15 protein-coding genes are annotated in these 17,213 nt (G+C 53.5%); 14 read left to right on the top strand and 1 reads right to left on the bottom strand.

The features are described from left to right. The first annotated feature begins 57 nt into the window (after positions 1-57). The 9 genes from proX (J1778_RS01520) (at position 58) to emrB (ending at position 9,667) form a co-directional block, all read left to right on the top strand. The gene (gene proX / locus J1778_RS01520) at positions 58-1,068 is read left to right on the top strand and encodes a glycine betaine/L-proline ABC transporter substrate-binding protein ProX (RefSeq protein ID WP_238484513.1); all 1,011 of its coding nucleotides are present in this window, start codon (positions 58-60) and stop codon (positions 1,066-1,068) included. A gap of 24 nt (positions 1,069-1,092) precedes the next feature. After that, a complete protein-coding gene (gene proX / locus J1778_RS01515) occupies positions 1,093-2,088 on the top strand; it encodes a glycine betaine/L-proline ABC transporter substrate-binding protein ProX (RefSeq protein ID WP_217171687.1) in 996 nt (331 codons plus the stop codon). A gap of 198 nt (positions 2,089-2,286) precedes the next feature. Further along, on the top strand, positions 2,287-3,471 hold the full coding sequence (locus J1778_RS01510; RefSeq protein WP_217171686.1) for an MFS transporter: 1,185 nt from the start codon (positions 2,287-2,289) through the stop codon (positions 3,469-3,471). 174 nt (positions 3,472-3,645) lie between these two features. Further along, entirely contained in the window at positions 3,646-4,407 is a 762-nt protein-coding gene (locus J1778_RS01505) for an AzlC family ABC transporter permease (protein WP_217171685.1), read from the top strand. Next, positions 4,397-4,738, top strand: a complete 342-nt coding sequence (ygaH, locus tag J1778_RS01500) for an L-valine transporter subunit YgaH (RefSeq protein ID WP_217171684.1) — start codon at positions 4,397-4,399, stop codon at positions 4,736-4,738. The genes J1778_RS01505 and ygaH overlap by 11 nt, the downstream gene beginning before the upstream one ends. 175 nt (positions 4,739-4,913) lie before the next feature. Then, positions 4,914-5,435: a transcriptional repressor MprA gene (mprA, locus tag J1778_RS01495; RefSeq protein WP_104924515.1), complete on the top strand. Its 522-nt coding sequence runs from the start codon at positions 4,914-4,916 to the stop codon at positions 5,433-5,435. Positions 5,436-5,458: 23 nt separating this feature from the next. Then, positions 5,459-6,913 carry an efflux transporter outer membrane subunit gene (locus J1778_RS01490; RefSeq protein WP_217171683.1) on the top strand — a complete coding sequence of 485 codons (1,455 nt, stop codon included), beginning with the start codon at positions 5,459-5,461 and terminating at the stop codon, positions 6,911-6,913. 25 nt (positions 6,914-6,938) lie between these two features. Next, positions 6,939-8,114: a multidrug efflux MFS transporter periplasmic adaptor subunit EmrA gene (emrA, locus tag J1778_RS01485; RefSeq protein WP_217171682.1), complete on the top strand. Its 1,176-nt coding sequence runs from the start codon at positions 6,939-6,941 to the stop codon at positions 8,112-8,114. A 17-nt stretch (positions 8,115-8,131) separates the two neighbouring features. Next, on the top strand, positions 8,132-9,667 hold the full coding sequence (gene emrB, locus J1778_RS01480) for a multidrug efflux MFS transporter permease subunit EmrB (protein ID WP_217171681.1): 1,536 nt from the start codon (positions 8,132-8,134) through the stop codon (positions 9,665-9,667). A gap of 76 nt (positions 9,668-9,743) precedes the next feature. Here emrB and J1778_RS01475 read toward each other — a convergent pair whose 3' ends face one another. After that, positions 9,744-10,847, bottom strand: coding sequence for a tRNA/rRNA methyltransferase (locus J1778_RS01475; RefSeq protein ID WP_217171680.1), 1,104 nt, complete (start codon positions 10,845-10,847; stop codon positions 9,744-9,746). Positions 10,848-11,089: 242 nt separating this feature from the next. Here J1778_RS01475 and trxC point away from each other — a divergent pair, with 242 nt between their 5' ends. From trxC to J1778_RS01450, 5 genes are all read left to right on the top strand, one after another. Beyond that, the gene (gene trxC, locus J1778_RS01470) at positions 11,090-11,509 is read left to right on the top strand and encodes a thioredoxin TrxC (protein WP_015695963.1); all 420 of its coding nucleotides are present in this window, start codon (positions 11,090-11,092) and stop codon (positions 11,507-11,509) included. A gap of 128 nt (positions 11,510-11,637) precedes the next feature. Then, on the top strand, positions 11,638-12,342 hold the full coding sequence (locus J1778_RS01465; protein WP_217171679.1) for a tRNA-uridine aminocarboxypropyltransferase: 705 nt from the start codon (positions 11,638-11,640) through the stop codon (positions 12,340-12,342). 31 nt (positions 12,343-12,373) lie between these two features. After that, positions 12,374-15,094, top strand: a complete 2,721-nt coding sequence (locus J1778_RS01460; RefSeq protein ID WP_217171678.1) for a bifunctional acetate--CoA ligase family protein/GNAT family N-acetyltransferase — start codon at positions 12,374-12,376, stop codon at positions 15,092-15,094. An 87-nt stretch (positions 15,095-15,181) separates the two neighbouring features. Continuing rightward, the gene (gene pssA, locus J1778_RS01455) at positions 15,182-16,534 is read left to right on the top strand and encodes a CDP-diacylglycerol--serine O-phosphatidyltransferase (RefSeq protein ID WP_420804058.1); all 1,353 of its coding nucleotides are present in this window, start codon (positions 15,182-15,184) and stop codon (positions 16,532-16,534) included. Positions 16,535-16,595: 61 nt separating this feature from the next. Beyond that, a complete protein-coding gene (locus tag J1778_RS01450; RefSeq protein ID WP_217171677.1) occupies positions 16,596-16,943 on the top strand; it encodes a YfiM family lipoprotein in 348 nt (115 codons plus the stop codon). Positions 16,944-17,213: the final 270 nt, after the last annotated feature.

Genomic DNA, 17,213 nt, shown 5'->3' with positions numbered 1-17,213 from the left:
CGCAGTCCACTCTTACGTATTCATAAGCCACAAACTTAAAAAGAATAAGGGTTCACCATGCGCACAACTCAGAATAAGACACACATCAAAACACTCATCCTCGCATTATCCATTGCGACACCTGCCGCTTTCGCTGCCGATTTACCGGGCAAAGGCGTGGTCGTCAAACCTTTGCAAAGCACCATCGCAGAAGAAACTTTTCAGACCGAACTGGTTAACCGTGCACTGGAAAAACTGGGCTACGACGTTCAGCAAACCGGTGAAGTGGATTACAACGTGGCGTATACCGCCATCGCCAGCGGTGATTCCACTTACATGGCCGTGAACTGGGAACCGCTGCAAAAAGACATGTATAACGCAGCCGGTGGCGACCAGAAATTCTACCGTCAGGGCACTTATATCACCGGCGCGGCACAGGGTTATCTGATCGACAAGAAAACCGCCGACAAATACCACATTCATGATTTATCCCAACTGAAAGACCCGAAAATCGCCAAACTGTTTGATGCTGACGGTGACGGTAAAGCCGATATGGCAGGCTGTAATCCGGGCTGGGTTTGCGGCCAGGTGATCAATACCCAAATCAAGGCTTACGGCCTGAGCGATACCGTGACGCAAAACGAGGGGAACTATTCGGCGATTATCGCTGACACCCTCACCCGGTTTAAATCCGGTAAACCGGTGTTGTACTTCACCTGGACACCGTACTGGGTCAGCAACGAGATGAAACCGGGCAAAGACGTGGTCTGGCTGACGGTGCCGTTCTCGGCAAATCCGGGTTCGCAGAAAGATATGGATACCACCCTGCCGAACGGCAAGAACTACGGCTTCCCGGTCAATAACGAACACATTGTGGCGAACAAAGCCTGGGCAGAGAAAAACCCGGCGGCCGCGAAACTGTTCGCCATCATGAAATTACCCCTGGCCGACGTGAATGCGCAGAACCTGCGAATGCATGAAGGTGAATCCTCATCAGAAGATATCCAGCAGCACGTTGATGGCTGGATCAAGGCGCATCAGGCGACCTTCGATGGCTGGATTAAAGAAGCTGCCGCCGCAGCAAAATAACGCATTATAAAAATCGAGGAATTTATGAAAAAGACAGGAATCTGGGCGGTTGCCGCCCTCACCACATTTGCAACAGCCACCACCTTCGCCGCCGATCTGCCGGGTAAAGGCATCAGCGTGACACCCGTCCAGAGCACCATCAGTGAGGAGTCTTTTCAGACCGAACTGGTAAGCAAAGCGCTGGAGAAACTGGGCTATGACGTTCAGCCAACCCGTGAAGTCGATTACAACGTGGGCTACACCACCCTTGCCGCCGGTGATGCGACTTTCACCGCCGTTAACTGGTCGCCGCTACATGATGAAATGTACAAAGCCGCCGGTGGCGACAAAGTCTTTTACCGTGAAGGCACCTACGTGACCGGCGCAGCTCAAGGCTGGCTGATCGATAAGAAAACCGCTGAGAAATATCACATTACCAATATCGAGCAGCTGAAGGATCCGAAACTGGCCAAACTGTTTGATACCAACGGTGACGGCAAAGCCGATCTGACCGGTTGTACGCCGGGCTGGGGCTGTGAAGCCGCGCTGAATGATCAGCTGAAAGCCTATGGTCTGGAAAATACCGTGACCCATAATCAGGGTAACTATTCCGCGATGATCGCCGACACCATTACCCGTTACAAAGAAGGGAAACCGATCTTCTACTACACCTGGACGCCGTACTGGGTCAGCAATGTGCTGATTCCGGGCAAAGACGTGCTGTGGATGCAGGTACCGTTCTCTGTGGTTCCGGGTGATAAAAATGCCGATACCACACTGCCAAACGGCAAAAACTACGGTTTCCCGGTGAGCACCATGCACATCGTGGCGAACAAAGCCTGGGCTGAGAAAAACCCGGCGGCGGCAAAACTGTTTGCCATCATGAAACTGCCACTGAAAGACATCAATGCGCAGAACGCCGCCATGCACGCGGGTAAAAATTCAGATGCTGATATCGCCGCGCAGACCGACGGCTGGATCAAGGCCCACCAGGAACAGTTCGACGGCTGGGTAAAAGAAGCGGCTGCCGCAGCGAAATAACGCAGTCACAGACTCAGTAAGGCCAGCGGGCGGGGAGAAATCTCCGCCCGTTTTTTTTGCAGGAGCGTATTTAAAATAAGCGCTATTGAAAAACCAAATAGTTGCCATGAAAACTATTCATTGGTTTAATATTTCCATCAAAACGATAATCGTTTTTCGCATTCCCCTGCTTCTTCAATAAGATCTGTTATCCCCATTATGAAAAAAACGACCAAACATTCCCCACTCAGCCCGGCGCTGATTATTCTGATGGCTGTCGCCACCGGGCTCGCCGTCGCCAGTAACTATTACCCGCAGCCGCTGCTGGAAACGATCGCCCGCGCGTTTGATCTTTCAGTCAATCAGGCCGGATTTATCGTCACCGTGGCACAGCTTGGTTATGCCTGCGGGCTGATGTTCATCGTGCCGCTCGGCGATATGTTCGAACGTCGCGGGTTAATCGTGCTGATGACACTGCTTTCCGCCGCAGGATTGCTGCTCACCGCGATGGCACCTACGCTGACCATCATGCTGGTCGGGACGGCGCTGACCGGGCTGTTCTCAGTGGTGGCGCAGATTCTGGTGCCGCTGGCGGCTACGCTGGCCGAACCAGAACGTCGCGGTAAAGTGGTCGGGCTTATTATGTCTGGTCTGCTGCTGGGCATTCTACTGGCGCGTACTGTCGCCGGTGCTCTGGCGTCGCTGGGCGGCTGGCGGACGGTGTACTGGGTCGCCAGTGCGCTGATGATCGTGATGGCGCTGGTCTTGTGGCGCAAGCTGCCAAAACATCAGCAGAAAACGGATCTGAATTATCCGCAACTGCTGAAATCCATCTTCACGCTGTTCATCCACACGCCGGTGTTACGCACCCGTGCGCTGATCGGCATGTTCTGTTTCGCGAACTTCAGTATTCTGTGGACGTCAATGGCATTCCTGCTGGCGGGCCCCGCGTATCACTATTCCGAAGCGGTGATCGGGCTGTTCGGGCTGGTAGGCGCGGCTGGCGCGCTGGCGGCCACCCGTGCGGGACATCTGGCGGATAAAGGTAAAGCGCATCTGACCACCACGGCGGGTCTGATTCTGCTTCTGCTTTCCTGGGCGGCGATTGCCTGGGGCCAGCATTCCGTGATTTCGCTGATTATCGGCATCATCGTTTTGGACCTTTCGGTTCAGGGTGTCCACATCACCAACCAAAGTGTTATCTATAAAACCATGCCGGAAGCGCGTAACCGCCTGACCGCGGGTTATATGACGACTTACTTCATTGGTGGTGCGGTCGGATCGCTGATTTCTGCATCAGCCTATCAGGCCGCAGGCTGGTATGGGGTGTCGGCAGCAGGCACCGTCATGTGTGTGCTGAATTTACTGGTCTGGCTGAAGGGATATAAATACAAGCTGGCGTAATAACGTACGAAATTACATCAGGAGGGAACCATCACCCCTCCTGATTAGCTTGCGAATAATCATATTAGAAATTTATTTGAACCAAAGGGTGTTAACAATACTTACAGTCTGGTAATGTTTGCACCATGAATTATTTGCCGGACCTCATCCGGTTTCACAATGTTTTAAACACCCATGCAAAGCAACCCAGATCTCGAAGCACCTGACCCCGTCCGTGTTTCCACTTTCACACAAGGTATTACCGATAGCCTGCCCATTGTTATTGGCTATCTCCCCATCGCTTTTGCATTTGGCCTCAGCGCCGTAAAACTGGGATTCACCCCAGCTGAAAGTCTGCTTTTTTCCATTCTTATCTACGCTGGCGCCAGCCAGTTTGTGATCACTGCGCTGCTCAGCGCCGGAATGTCCCTGTGGATTTCAGCCCTCACCGTGATGGCAATGGATGTACGGCATGTGCTGTACGGGCCGTCGTTGCGTAACCGTCTGGTGGGCAAACTCAATGGCAAAAAAACCGCGCTCTGGGCATTTGGCCTGACGGACGAAGTGTTCGCTGCCGCCACCGCCAGACTGATCCGCGATAAACGCAGCTGGAGCGAAAACTGGATGTGCGGCATCGCTCTGTTCTCCTGGCTTTCATGGGTATTTGGCACGGCTGTGGGTGCGCTGTTTGGCAACGGGCCGCTGGATAATTTCCCCGCTATCGAAGCCGCGCTGGGCTTTATGTTACCGGCGCTGTTTCTGAGTTTTCTGCTCGCCGCGTTTAAGCGCCAGCAGAGCATGGTGTTTGTCGCGTCGCTGGCTGGCGCGCTGAGCGGACTGATGTTCTGGTCAATTCCCGCCGCTATCGGCTGCGGTCTGGCCGCCGGATGCGTTGCCGCCCTGCTGCAACGCCCTCAATCCCCTTCTGCCACGGAGATAACCTCAGATGAGCACTAATGTCATTCTGGTTTGTCTGCTGGTCGGCACAGTGAATTACCTGTTCCGGTATTTGCCTCTGCGCATGGGCGCAAGGCAGAAACCCGGGCCGAAAAGTGGCCCTCTGTCCCGCGTACTCGACAGCATCGGTATCGCGTCTATCTGCGCATTACTGGTCGTTTCGAGCACGCCGGAAATTTTGCGTGATCAACAAAAACTGCTGCCTTCGCTGGCAGGTTTTGTGCTTCTCGCGCTGATTTTCTGGCGAACCAAAAGCATCATTATTGCCACACTGACCGGTGCCCTGGCGTACGGGCTGGTGTTTAAGGTGATGCTGATGGCCGCAGGCTGAAGACCATTTTTTACCGCAGAGTGACAGCAGGGCAAACTCTGCGGAATACATTAAACATCGAATAATTCACCGGAGTTATGAATCACACTAATTGCTAAAGAATTGGTGATTCATGACATTGATATTATTAATTACCATCGTTACTATGTCATCTGTAACTAATGAGGCTTCTCATATGGACAGTTCGTTCGCGCCAATTGAAAACATGTTAAATTTCCGGGCCAAAAAGCAAAAAGATTTCCCTTATCAGGAAATTCTGCTGACCCGCCTGTGTATGCACATGCAAAGTAAATTGCTGGAAAACCGCAATAAGATGCTGAAAGCACAAGGGATTAATGAAACGCTGTTTATGGCGTTACTCACCCTTGATGCGCAGGAAAGTCACAGCATTCAGCCTTCTGAGCTCAGCTCTGCGCTGGGTTCTTCCCGTACTAATGCCACCCGTATTGCGGATGAGCTGGAAAAACGTGGATGGATTGAACGCCGTGAAAGCGATAACGACCGCCGGTGCCTGCATTTGCACCTGACGGCTGACGGAGAAGCCTTTATCCAGAAGTTACTGCCGCCTCAACACAAGAGTCTGCATTTTCTCTGGTCAACTTTAGACGCAGATGAGCAGAAGCAGTTAGAAACCCTGACCCGCAAACTGTTAACTCGCCTTGATCAGATGGATGCAACAGCACTACAACAATTCTAAATTTCTGTTCAGGTAAACTACACATGTCACTCCAAGCTCGCTGGAGGCTTACGCCGCTGTTTGCCGTTTTGATTTTGGCCGGCTGCGCCTCCAGTAATAATATTGCTCCTCAGTCGTCGCTGCTCGATACGCAACAGCTTCATCTGCAGCAGGCAAAAGTCAGCTCCCTGACCCTCGGCCCTCAGTGGTGGCGCAGTCTTAATGACCCGCAACTGGATAACCTGATGACCACGACGTTGCAAAACTCGCCGTCATTACGTCAGGCCGCCGCTCGCGTGCGCGAAGCACAAAGCGTCATGGGAGAAGCCGATGCCGCCAATGGTCCGTATCTGGATTTGAATGGTTCTACGCGTCGTGAACGTGTTGCAAAAAACACGATCCCGCCGTTCCTGACCAGCTATCCGGAAGCGCCGATCTACGACAGCAGCAACAGCCTCGGGCTGAATCTGAGCTATGAGTTTGACTGGTGGGGTAAATACCGCAATCAGGTGAATGCCGCGAAAGCACAGGTGGATTCTGCCCGTGCTGAACAGGCTGAAGCCGCTCTGACGCTGACCAGTTCGGTGGCGTCAGCCTATTATCAGTTGCAGGCCAATCTTGCCTTACAGGATGTTCTGCAACACGAAGTGGATAACAATCAGCGGCTGGCGGATTTGCGTAAAGCGCAATATCAGGCAGGCGTATACGGCATTGAAATTCCGCAACAAACCCAGGCTCAGGCCGACAGTGCCAAACAGCAGATCATCAATCTGAAATCGCAAACGGAACAACTGAGACATCAGCTTTCTGCGCTGGCCGGACGTGGGCCGGATGCAATGAACGGTCTCCACGCCGTGGCGTTGCCTTCCCCGGACGCGCTGGCACCGAAAGCTGAGCTGACGCTGGATTTACTCGGAAAACGCCCGGACATTGCCGCACAGCGTGATCTGGTGGAATCCTATTCCCAGCGGGTCAGTGCCGCGAAAAAAGAATTTTATCCAAGCCTTTCCATCAGTGCCTTCGGCGGTCTGACGACCACCAACTACGGCGGCACCAGCCCGAATCTTTTTGAAGCTGCCAGTAAGGCCTGGAACATCGCGCCAGCCATTTCGCTGCCGATTTTCCATGCCGGTGCACTGCGCTCCAAACTGGGCGAAGAGTCCGCGTTATATGACCAGTCTGTTGAGTCATATAACCAGACCATCCTGAACGCCATCCAGCAAACTGCGGATGCCATTACAGTCTCGAAAAGCAGCGCGGATCAATTGCAGCAGGCATCTTCTGCCGCTAAGTCGCTGGAAGAGGTGTATCGCGTTTCGGATGCAAGATACAACGCTGGCGTCATCGGACGGGATGAGCTGTTAAGCAGCCAGTCAGCGCTTCTGCAACAACAACAGGCGCAACTCAACGCCAGCAGTCAGTTGATGCAGGCAAAAATCAGTCTCATCCGTGCGCTTGGGGGTGGCTATCAGGCCCCGGCTGCGGACCAAAAATCATAATAAAAGACTCAGTGTGGAGAAGACCATGAGCGCAAATGCCGAAACTCAGGCAACGCCGCAAGCTCCGAAAAATAAGAAAAAAACGCGCAAAGTCGCGATGCTCTTGTTAACCGGGATTTTCATTATTATCGCCATCGCCTACCTCTTCTACTGGCTGCTGGTGTTACGTCATTTCGAGTCTACCGACGATGCTTATGTGGCCGGTAATCAGGTTCAGATTATGGCGCAGGTGTCGGGTAGCGTGACCGACGTCAATTTCGACAGCACCGACTTTGTGAAAAAAGGCGACGTGCTGGTGACCATCGATCCGACCGATGCAGAGCAGGCTTTCGAACGCTCCAAAACGGCGCTGGCCAACAGCGTGCGTCAGACGCATCAGTTGATCATTAACGGGAAACAATATCAGGCCAATATCGCGCTGCGTCAGACGCAACTGCAACAGGCGCAGACTGACCTCAAGCGCCGGATTGTACTGGGGAATGCCGATGCGATTGGCCGTGAAGAACTGCAACACGCCCGTGACGCCGTCGATACCGCGAAAGCGCAATACGATGTCGCCGTTCAGCAATACAACGCCAATCAGGCGATGATTCTGGACACGCCGGTCGATAAGCAGCCGCAGGTTCTGCAGGCCGCCGCTCAGGTGCGTGATGCCTGGCTTGCCCTGCAACGTACCAAAGTGCGCAGCCCGATTGACGGTTTCGTCTCACGTCGCGCCGTGCAGATTGGTCAGCAAATCAGCCCGACAACCTCCCTGATGGCCGTGGTTCCGGCGCATCACATCTGGGTCGATGCCAACTTTAAAGAAACCCAGCTGGCAAATATGCGTATTGGTCAGGTGGCAACCGTGGTCAGTGACATGTACGGCGATGACGTGAAGTATCACGGCAAAGTTGTCGGTATGGACATGGGTACCGGCGGCGCGTTCTCGCTTTTACCGGCACAGAATGCCACCGGCAACTGGATCAAAGTGGTTCAGCGCCTGCCGGTTCGTATCGAACTTAACGATCAGGAAGTGGCTGAACATCCGCTGCGTATCGGTTTATCAACGCTGGTAACCGTCGATACTCAGAACCGTGATGGTCTGGTGCTGGCTGATAAAGTCCGCAGCGAACCGCTGTATCAGACTTCAGCTCTGACACTGGATCTGGCACCGGTCAACGCCATCATTGCTGACGTTATCCATGCCAATGCAGGCTAAAATCTCCGGAGGCCTTCGTGGCAAATAAACCGCTGGTAGGGGCCCCGCTGGCCTGGATGACGGTGGCTTTGTCTTTGGCTACCTTTATGCAGGTGCTGGACTCGACGATCGCCAACGTGGCGATCCCGACCATCGCCGGGAATCTGGGTGCCTCGAACTCACAGGGCACCTGGGTTATTACGTCGTTCGGGGTGGCAAACGCCATCTCGATCCCGATCACAGGCTGGCTGGCAAAACGCATAGGGGAGGTCAAACTCTTCCTGTGGTCCACGGTGCTGTTTGCGATTGCGTCGTGGCTGTGCGGTATGTCCACCAGTCTGGAAATGCTGATCTTCTTCCGTGTGGTGCAGGGTGTGGTGGCAGGTCCGCTGATCCCGCTTTCACAAAGTCTGTTACTGAATAACTATCCGCCGGCCAAGCGAAGTACCGCGCTCGCGCTCTGGTCGATGACAGTGATCGTCGCCCCGATCTGCGGGCCGATCCTGGGCGGCTATATCAGTGATAACTATCACTGGGGATGGATCTTCTTTATCAACGTGCCGATCGGTATTGCGGTAGTGTTCCTGACGCTGAGAACGCTGAAGGGGCGCGAAACCGAGACACAGATCAGGCCAATCGACAGTGTGGGGTTAGTGCTGCTGGTACTGGGCATTGGCGCATTGCAGGTGATGCTCGACCGGGGTAAAGAACTCGACTGGTTTAACTCCACCGAAATAATCGTACTGGCGGTCGTGGCGGTGGTCGCGCTCTGTTTCCTTGTCGTCTGGGAACTGACCGACGACCATCCGATAGTCGACTTGTCACTGTTTAAATCGCGAAACTTTACCATTGGCGTGCTGTGTATCAGCCTGGCCTACATGCTCTACTTCGGCGCCATTGTTTTGCTGCCGCAGCTATTGCAAGAGGTCTATGGGTATACCGCCACCTGGGCCGGTCTGGCGTCCGCGCCAGTGGGTATTTTGCCGGTACTGATGTCACCGATTATCGGGCGTTTTGCGCACCGGCTGGATATGCGAAAGCTGGTGACATTCAGCTTTATCATGTATGCCTACTGCTTCTTCTGGCGCGCGTATACGTTCGAACCGGGAATGGATTTTGGGGCATCTGCGTGGCCGCAGTTTATTCAGGGCTTTGCGGTTGGCTGCTTCTTCATGCCGCTGACCACCATTATTCTTTCCGGTTTACCGCCTGAACGCATGGCGGCGGCATCCAGTTTGTCGAACTTTATTCGTACGCTGGCAGGTTCGATTGGTACGTCGATCACCACCACCATGTGGTCGAACCGTGAATCGCTGCACCACGCGCAGTTGACGGAAAACATTACGCCGTTTAATCCGGCAGCGACGCAGACCTATCAGCAACTGGAAGGGATAGGCATGAGCCATCAGCAGGCTTCTGGCTGGATAGCGCGGGAAATCACTAATCAGGGACTGATCATCTCTGCCAATGAGATCTTCTGGTTATCCGGTGGCGCATTCCTTGTGCTGCTGATCTTAATCTGGTTCGCCCGTCCGCCGTTCACCAGTGGTGGCGGAGCCGGTGGCGCACACTGATTCAGGCAATTCCTGAATGTCAGAAAGCAAAACGGACGCATTACGCGTCCGTTTTTTTATGGCTGAAACCGGGCAATTACGCCTGGTTCTGACGCCACCACTCCGCCAGCAAAATACCGGATGCCACGGAAACGTTGAGGCTTTCCACTTTGCCGGTACCGCCGATAGACACGCTCAGGTCGCCCTGCTGCCATGCGCTGTCAGACAAACCATCACTTTCTTCACCCAGTACCAGCACCATTTTGGCCGGTAACACAGCTTTGCCCAGCGCCGTACCTTTATGGCTGGACGTGGTCACGATGGTGTATCCTGCTTTGCGGAACGTTTCCAGCACTTCAAGGAAATTATCCGCGCTGATAGCTTTAACGTGTTCCGCGCCGCCTTCAGCGGTACGGACTGCCGCGCCAGATTCCAGCTGAGCGGGATCCTGCACCATCATCCCGTTGATACCAAAATGCGCACAAGAACGCATGATACCGCCGAGGTTATGCGGGTTACCGACGTTTTCCAGCGCCAGTACGCAGTCTTTCGCCGGAGCCGTTTGCAGATACGTTTCTGCATCCAGACCCTGACGTTTTTTGATCAGGAAGCACACGCCGCCGTGGTGTTCGGTGCCGGAAGCTTTCGCCAGCTCGTCATCTTCCACCACATGGTAGGCTTTGCGGTTCGCCGCCATCCAGCGCAGCGCTTCACGGAAACGCGGCGTGACAGACTGAACAAACCAGGCGCGGACGATGGCGTCCGGACGGCTTGCGAACAGCGCCTGACAGGCGTTTTCACCATACACGCGAGTTTCTTCCTGACGCTGACGGCGCAGTTGTTCAGGATCGATAAAGCTTTTGCCGCTGATACCACCATGATCCGGAGCAGATTCATCTGCCGGCGCACGGGAAACTGTTTTCCACGGCGAAGAGTACGGACCGTCGTCATCACGAGCCGGACGGCGCGGGCGATCATCGCCACGACGCGGAGCCGGACCGCGGGAATCACCACGGGAATCGCTGCTACGACGCTCATTGCGGCGGGCATCGTCGGGACGGGAACCCTGGCGAGGTTTATCGCCCGGACGTCCTTTATTGTTGGAAGGACGTTTATCGTTATTGCGGTTATCGCCGTCGTCGTCACTACGGACGTACATCACTTTGACTTTGCCGTTCTTGCCACTGAATGAATCGTTCATTTTTCTCTCCACCTACGCGCAGGGCGCGAAGATTACCTGATGTCTGTGAGCTACGCCACAGGCTTTGGACCAAAAGCTTAAAACTATCGTATTCATTGAATAAACCACGTTGTTTACGCGAGGTGTCGCCCTCATACTTACAACATACAAGTAACATATCAGCCGTTTTATTAACCCTTTAAAGGGTAAAAACGGGTTTGTGGTTGATACCCTTCTCACGTTAAGCAATGTAGAGGCTATTTATGAATACGGTTTGTTCATCATGTCAGGCCACCAACCGCCTGCCTGAGGATCGTATCGACGACGGCGCAAAATGCGGCCGCTGCGGTCATGCACTTTTTGAAGGCGATGTGGTTCACGCGACCGCCGCTACCCTGGACAAATACCTGCAAGATGATTTGCCGGTTGTCATCGATTTCTGGGCACCATGGTGTGGCCCTTGCGTCAACTTCGCGCCAATTTTTGAAGATGTCGCGCAGGAACGCGCCGGTAAAATCCGTTTCATTAAGGTTAATACCGAAGCAGAACCCGAACTGAGCGCGCGGTTCCGTATCCGCAGTATTCCGACCATTATGGTATTTAATGAAGGCAAAATGGTCGATATGCTAAGCGGAGCAATGCCTAAAGCCCCGTTCAACAACTGGCTTAATGAATCATTGTAACGCATATGCCGTTATAAAGCCCTGCCGAAGGCCCGTACTGTACGGGCCTTTTTCTGTTATTCGCAGTTGCCACTTGCCTGTCCTGACCGGGTGATTAGAATAGCCGTTTTTCGTTAACCGGAATGCTTATGTCAGACAATGCCGTTCTTCGCCTGCGTGAGCAGCGCTTAGCCCGTTCGACCCGCCCTTTCCTTGCGCGCGGATCCCGGGCTATCCGCTGTCAGACCTGCCTGTTACCTACCCGTAACTGCATCTGCGCCACACGCGAAATCCATCAGGCCGCCAGCCGTTTCTGTCTGGTGATGTTTGACACTGAACCGATGAAACCCAGCAATACTGGCCGGTTAATCGCGGATGTTCTGCCCGATACACAGGCGTTTCTGTGGTCACGCACGCAAACTGACCCCGCGCTGCTGGAAGCAATTGCCGATCCGGAACGTCAGGCTTACGTGGTGTTTCCGGCCTCTTTCGCCGAACCTCCGCGTCAGGTATTTACAGAAGTCCCGGCAGGCAGCAAACCGCCTTTATTCATCATGCTCGACGGCACCTGGAACGAAGCCCGCAAGATGTTTCGCAAAAGCCCGTACCTGGACAATCTGCCGGTATTCTCACTCGATGTAAGCGCCAGCTCCGGCTATATTCTGCGTGAAGCCTCGCGTCCGGAACTGCATTGCACCGTGGAAGTGGCCGCGGCTTTGCTGGAAAAAGCCGGTGATCTTGAAGCATCCGCAGGCCTGTCGCGCCACTTCACCCATTTCCGTACCCAGTATCTGGCCGGAAAACCCCACCATCCGGTGCATCAGCTCACAGCAAAGAACGAAGAAAGCCTCTAGAATCATTTCAGGATGATTAATTGGAGTTCTGATGAGCCAGCGCGGATTGGAAGCACTTTTACGACCTGAATCTATCGCCGTTATCGGCGCCAGCAATAAGCCTGGCCGCGCCGGATATCTGATGATGCGCAATCTGCTCGACAGCGGATTTAATGGCCCGGTGCTGCCGGTCACGCCCGCTTATCGCGCCGTATGTGGGGTTCTGACCTGGCGGGATGTCGCCAGCCTGCCGATGTCACCGGATCTGGCTATTCTCTGCACGCACGCGGACCGCAATCTCGCCCTTCTCGAGAAACTGGGTGAGCGTGGCTGCAAAACGGTCATTGTGCTTTCCTCACAACCGCAGCAATTCGCGGAACTGAAATCCTGCGCCCAGCGCTTTTCGATGCGTCTGCTCGGGCCAAACAGCCTCGGTATTCTCGCCCCATGGCAAAAACTGAACGCCAGCTTTTCGCCAGTGCCAATCCTGCCCGGTAAACTGGCATTTATTTCGCAATCTGCGGCGGTCGCCAATACCATTCTCGACTGGGCACAACAGCGTGCCGTGGGGTTTTCCTATTTCGTTTCGCTGGGTGACAGCCTGGATATTGATGTCGATGATCTTCTCGATTTCCTTGCCCGCGACAGTAAAACCAGCGCCATTTTGCTGTATCTCGAACACATCAGTGATGCGCGGCGTTTTCTTTCCGCCTCACGCAGTGCCTCACGTAATAAACCGATTCTGGTGATAAAAAGTGGTCGAAGCGGACAGGCACAACAATTACTTAACAGCCCGCTGAGCCTCGATGCCGCCTATGATGCGGCTATCCAGCGTGCCGGTTTGCTGCGTGTTCAGGATACGCATGAGCTGTTTTCTGCCGTCGAAACCCTCAGCCATATGCGTCCGTTGCGCGGTGAGCGCTTACTTATCATCAGCAACGGTGCCGCTCCGGCTGCAATGGCACTTGATCAGTTACTTTCGCGTAACGGTAAACTGGCGAAACTGAGTGATGAAACCTGTAAAGCACTGAGTGCCGTTCTGCCTGACAATATTGCCGTCTCAAATCCGCTGGATTTACACGATGACGCCACGCCGCAGCTGTATCAGGTGGTCATGACCGCACTCCTCGACAGCACAGATTACGATGCCCTGCTGGTGATCCACGCGCCCAGCGCTGCGGCACATGGCACCGTGACCGCCAGCCATGTGATAGAAGCCGTTCGTCAGCATTCACGCGGTAAATACATCACGTTGCTGACCAACTGGTGCGGTGAGTTTTCCTCCCAGGAAGCCCGCAAACTGTTCACAGAAGCCGGCATCCCGACTTACCGGACGCCGGAAGGCACGGTGACGGCATTTATGCATATGGTGGAATATCGCCGTAACCAGAAACAGCTGAAGGAAACGCCGGCACTTCCCGCTGGTCTCGAACAGAACACCGATCAGGCGCATCAGCTGATTGCCCGGACACTGGCTGAGGGCACAACTCAGCTCGATACCCATGAAGTACGCGCAATTCTGCAGGCGTACGGAATGAATGTGTTGCCGACATGGATAGCCAGCGACAGTGCTGAAGCGGTGAATATCGCCAGTCAGGTCGGCTATCCCGTGGCACTAAAACTGCGTTCTCCTGACATCCCGCATAATTCTGAAGTTCAGGGCGTCATGTTATATCTGCGTACTGCAAGCGAAGTGGAACAGGCGGCGAATGCCATATTTGACCGCGCCAGACAGGCATTTCCGCAGGCGAGAATTCAGGGGCTACTGGTGCAAACCATGGCCAACCGGCCTGGCTCGCAGGAACTTCGTGTGGTGGTCGAACAGGATCCGGTCTTCGGCCCGCTGATTATGCTGGCCGAGGGCGGCACCGACTGGCTTCCGGAAAGGCAGGCGGCGATTTCCCTGCCACCACTGAATATGACGCTGGCGCGATATCAGGTGGTACAGGCGCTCAAGAGCGGAAAAATTCGTGGCCGCAATGCGTTGCATCCTCTCGATATTCCGGCGCTGAGTCAGCTGCTGGTGAACGTGTCTAACCTGATTATTGATTGTCCGGAAATCGAAAGGCTCGATATTCACCCTTTGCTGGTTTCCGGCAATGAACTCAGCCTGCTTGATGTCTCAATGCAGCTTTCGGCACAGGAGGCCGGTGCTCCGTCACGACTGGCAATCCGTCCTTACCCGCGTGAACTCGAAGAGCACGTTATACTGAAAGACGGGTCGCAGGCGTTGTTCCGCCCGATATTGCCGGAAGATGAACCGCTGCTTAAAGCGTTTATCCTCAAAGTGACGAAGGAAGATCTCTACTATCGCTATTTCAGTGAGATCAACGAATTCACGCATGAAGATTTGGCGAACATGACGCAAATCGATTATGACCGCGAAATGGCGTTCGTGGCTGTTCATATCGTGAATGAAAAAAGTGAAATTATTGGTGTCACCCGAGCGGTTTCAGATCCCGATAATACGGATGCAGAATTCTCGGTTCTGGTTCGCTCAGACCTGAAAGGTTTAGGGCTTGGAAGACGCCTGCTGGATAAGATGATCAATTACGCCGGAGAGCACGGGCTGCAACGTCTGACCGGAATTACTATGCCCAACAATCGCGGTATGATTACGCTGGCCAGAAAGCTGGGATTTGACGTCGATATCCAGATTCAGGACGGTATCGTTAACCTCTCCCTGACGCTGGAAAACACCCGGATTTCGCAGCAGAAAACCGTGAGCCTGCGCGATGAACAGCCAAAAGATGCGCACATCAGACAGGACTAATGGTATTATCGACCGATTGTGCGGTTACCTATGTCTGTTTGTGCCGCTAAAGCCATTACATTAAGAGAGAAGAAGCGCACTGTGATGTTGTCAAAATTCAAACGTAATAAACATCAACAACACCTTGCTCAGCTACCCAAACTCCCCCAAACGGTTGATGCTGTAAAAACGCTCTACTGTCCGACAGATTTCCGTACGACGCTGCTCGAAGCCATTGCTAACGCCACCCAACGGATTTATCTGGTCGCGCTCTATCTGGAGAACGATGATGGCGGTCGCGATGTGCTTTCGGCGCTGTATGACGCCAAGCAGCGGCGCCCTGAGCTGGAGATTTGCGTGCTGGTTGACTGGCACCGCGCTCAGCGTGGTCGTATCGGCGCTGCAGCGGCAAACACCAATGCTGACTGGTATTGTCGTATGGCGAAAGAGCATCCTGAGCTTTCCGTACCAGTATATGGCGTGCCCGTGAATACCCGCGAAGCACTGGGCGTTTTGCATCTCAAAGGTTTCGTTATCGACGATCAGGTCATTTACAGTGGCGCGAGTCTTAACGATGTCTATCTGCATCGCCATGAGAAATATCGTTATGACCGTTATCAGTTGCTGACGAATACAGCACTGGCAAACACAATGATCGACTTTATGAAGAAGTCGATTCTGACCGCGTCTGCCGTGCAGCGACTGGATCGTGAAGATCGTCCAAAAAGTATTGAGATCAAGAACGAAACACGTCAGTTCCGCCAGACCCTGCGTACCAGTGGCTATCATTTTAAAGATAGCGCCGGTAACGACGAACTGGCCGTCACGCCGATCGTTGGTCTGGGCAAACAAAATGAGCTGAACCGGACGATCCATCATCTTATGGCCAGCACGGATCAAAAGCTGACACTGTGTACGCCTTATTTCAATATGCCTGCCATGCTGGCGCGCAACATTATTCATCTGCTGCGCCGTGGAAAGCAGGTGGAAATTATCGTGGGTGATAAAACCGCGAACGATTTCTATATTCCCCAAGATCAGCCGTTCAAAATCATCGGTGCCTTACCCTATCTGTATGAAATTAACCTTCGCCGTTTCCTGAGCCGTTTGCAACGGTTCGTTGACAGCGGGCAGCTGATTGTTCGCCTGTGGAAAGATGGCGATAACAGCTATCATCTGAAAGGCATGTGGGTAGATGACCGCTGGCAACTGATTACCGGTAATAACCTGAATCCTCGCGCCTGGCGTCTGGATCTTGAGAATGCCATTCTGATCCACGATCCGCATAAGGAAATGGCCACTGAACGTCACAAAGAGCTGGAAGAAATTCGCCAGCATACGCACGTGGTTTCGCACTATATGGAACTGGAAAGCATTCCAAATTATCCGGTTAAAGTTCGTAAGCTTATCCGACGCTTACGGCGGATAAGAATCGACAGACTCATTAGCCGAATTCTGTAATTGGTTATACTGAAAGCCTGATCATCGTGATCGGGCTTTTTTTTATCCGGAATTCCTCCTTATGATTCAGAAACTATCCGTTGTTTGCAGACTCCCTTTCATTGCCCTGATAGCAGGATGCAGTGGATGTACACATTTCGCCAATGACCAATGGACAGGTAAGGATAAGGCCGAGCACTTTGTAGGTTCTGCCGTATTAGCTGCAGCAGGAACTGCCTATGGCGATCATCAGGGATGGAATGAAGCACGCAGCCGTTCATTCGGGCTGATGTTTTCTGTCGGACTTGGCGCAGCAAAAGAGCTTTATGACAGCCGGGAAGGTGGCAGCGGCTGGAGCTGGAAAGATTTTAGCTGGGATATCGCAGGGGCTGCTGTCGGATATAGCGCTTATCATCTGACTCATAACTGACTGACGTTGTGGCTGGCAGCAATAGAGCGACAACCTTTAATACCAGTATAATCATCAAATAAAAAATATATTCCACATAGCAAAAGCCCCTGTACGTCAGTACAGGGGCTTTCCACTTATTTGATGCCTGGCAGTTGATGACCCACTCAGTGGCTCACCCTTCGGGTCGTTGCTGCGCAACGTTCAAAAGGCGGTGCCTTTTGTCCTACTCTCTTCTCGTGCAGCCAACCACCTGATAGCAATAAAGAGAAAAGCCCCGCACTTTCGTAC

The organism is Rahnella bonaserana (assembly GCF_019049675.1).
Lineage (GTDB): Bacteria > Pseudomonadota > Gammaproteobacteria > Enterobacterales > Enterobacteriaceae > Rahnella > Rahnella bonaserana.
The sequence above is the reverse complement of the archived record's forward strand: the minus strand, read 5'-3'. Positions and strand labels throughout refer to the sequence as shown.

What these genes read in the sequence shown, in the direction of transcription:
- J1778_RS01460 (WP_217171678.1), top strand. Translation starts at nt 12,374, where the DNA reads ATGAGCCAGCGCGGATTGGAAGCACTTTTACGACCTGAATCTATCGCC.
- J1778_RS01465 (WP_217171679.1), top strand. Translation starts at nt 11,638, where the DNA reads ATGTCAGACAATGCCGTTCTTCGCCTGCGTGAGCAGCGCTTAGCCCGT.
- J1778_RS01510 (WP_217171686.1), top strand. Translation starts at nt 2,287, where the DNA reads ATGAAAAAAACGACCAAACATTCCCCACTCAGCCCGGCGCTGATTATT.
- J1778_RS01475 (WP_217171680.1), bottom strand. Translation starts at nt 10,847, where the DNA reads ATGAACGATTCATTCAGTGGCAAGAACGGCAAAGTCAAAGTGATGTAC.
- emrA (WP_217171682.1), top strand. Translation starts at nt 6,939, where the DNA reads ATGAGCGCAAATGCCGAAACTCAGGCAACGCCGCAAGCTCCGAAAAAT.
- proX (WP_217171687.1), top strand. Translation starts at nt 1,093, where the DNA reads ATGAAAAAGACAGGAATCTGGGCGGTTGCCGCCCTCACCACATTTGCA.
- J1778_RS01490 (WP_217171683.1), top strand. Translation starts at nt 5,459, where the DNA reads ATGTCACTCCAAGCTCGCTGGAGGCTTACGCCGCTGTTTGCCGTTTTG.
- mprA (WP_104924515.1), top strand. Translation starts at nt 4,914, where the DNA reads ATGGACAGTTCGTTCGCGCCAATTGAAAACATGTTAAATTTCCGGGCC.
- J1778_RS01450 (WP_217171677.1), top strand. Translation starts at nt 16,596, where the DNA reads ATGATTCAGAAACTATCCGTTGTTTGCAGACTCCCTTTCATTGCCCTG.
- J1778_RS01505 (WP_217171685.1), top strand. Translation starts at nt 3,646, where the DNA reads ATGCAAAGCAACCCAGATCTCGAAGCACCTGACCCCGTCCGTGTTTCC.
- proX (WP_238484513.1), top strand. Translation starts at nt 58, where the DNA reads ATGCGCACAACTCAGAATAAGACACACATCAAAACACTCATCCTCGCA.
- ygaH (WP_217171684.1), top strand. Translation starts at nt 4,397, where the DNA reads ATGAGCACTAATGTCATTCTGGTTTGTCTGCTGGTCGGCACAGTGAAT.
- trxC (WP_015695963.1), top strand. Translation starts at nt 11,090, where the DNA reads ATGAATACGGTTTGTTCATCATGTCAGGCCACCAACCGCCTGCCTGAG.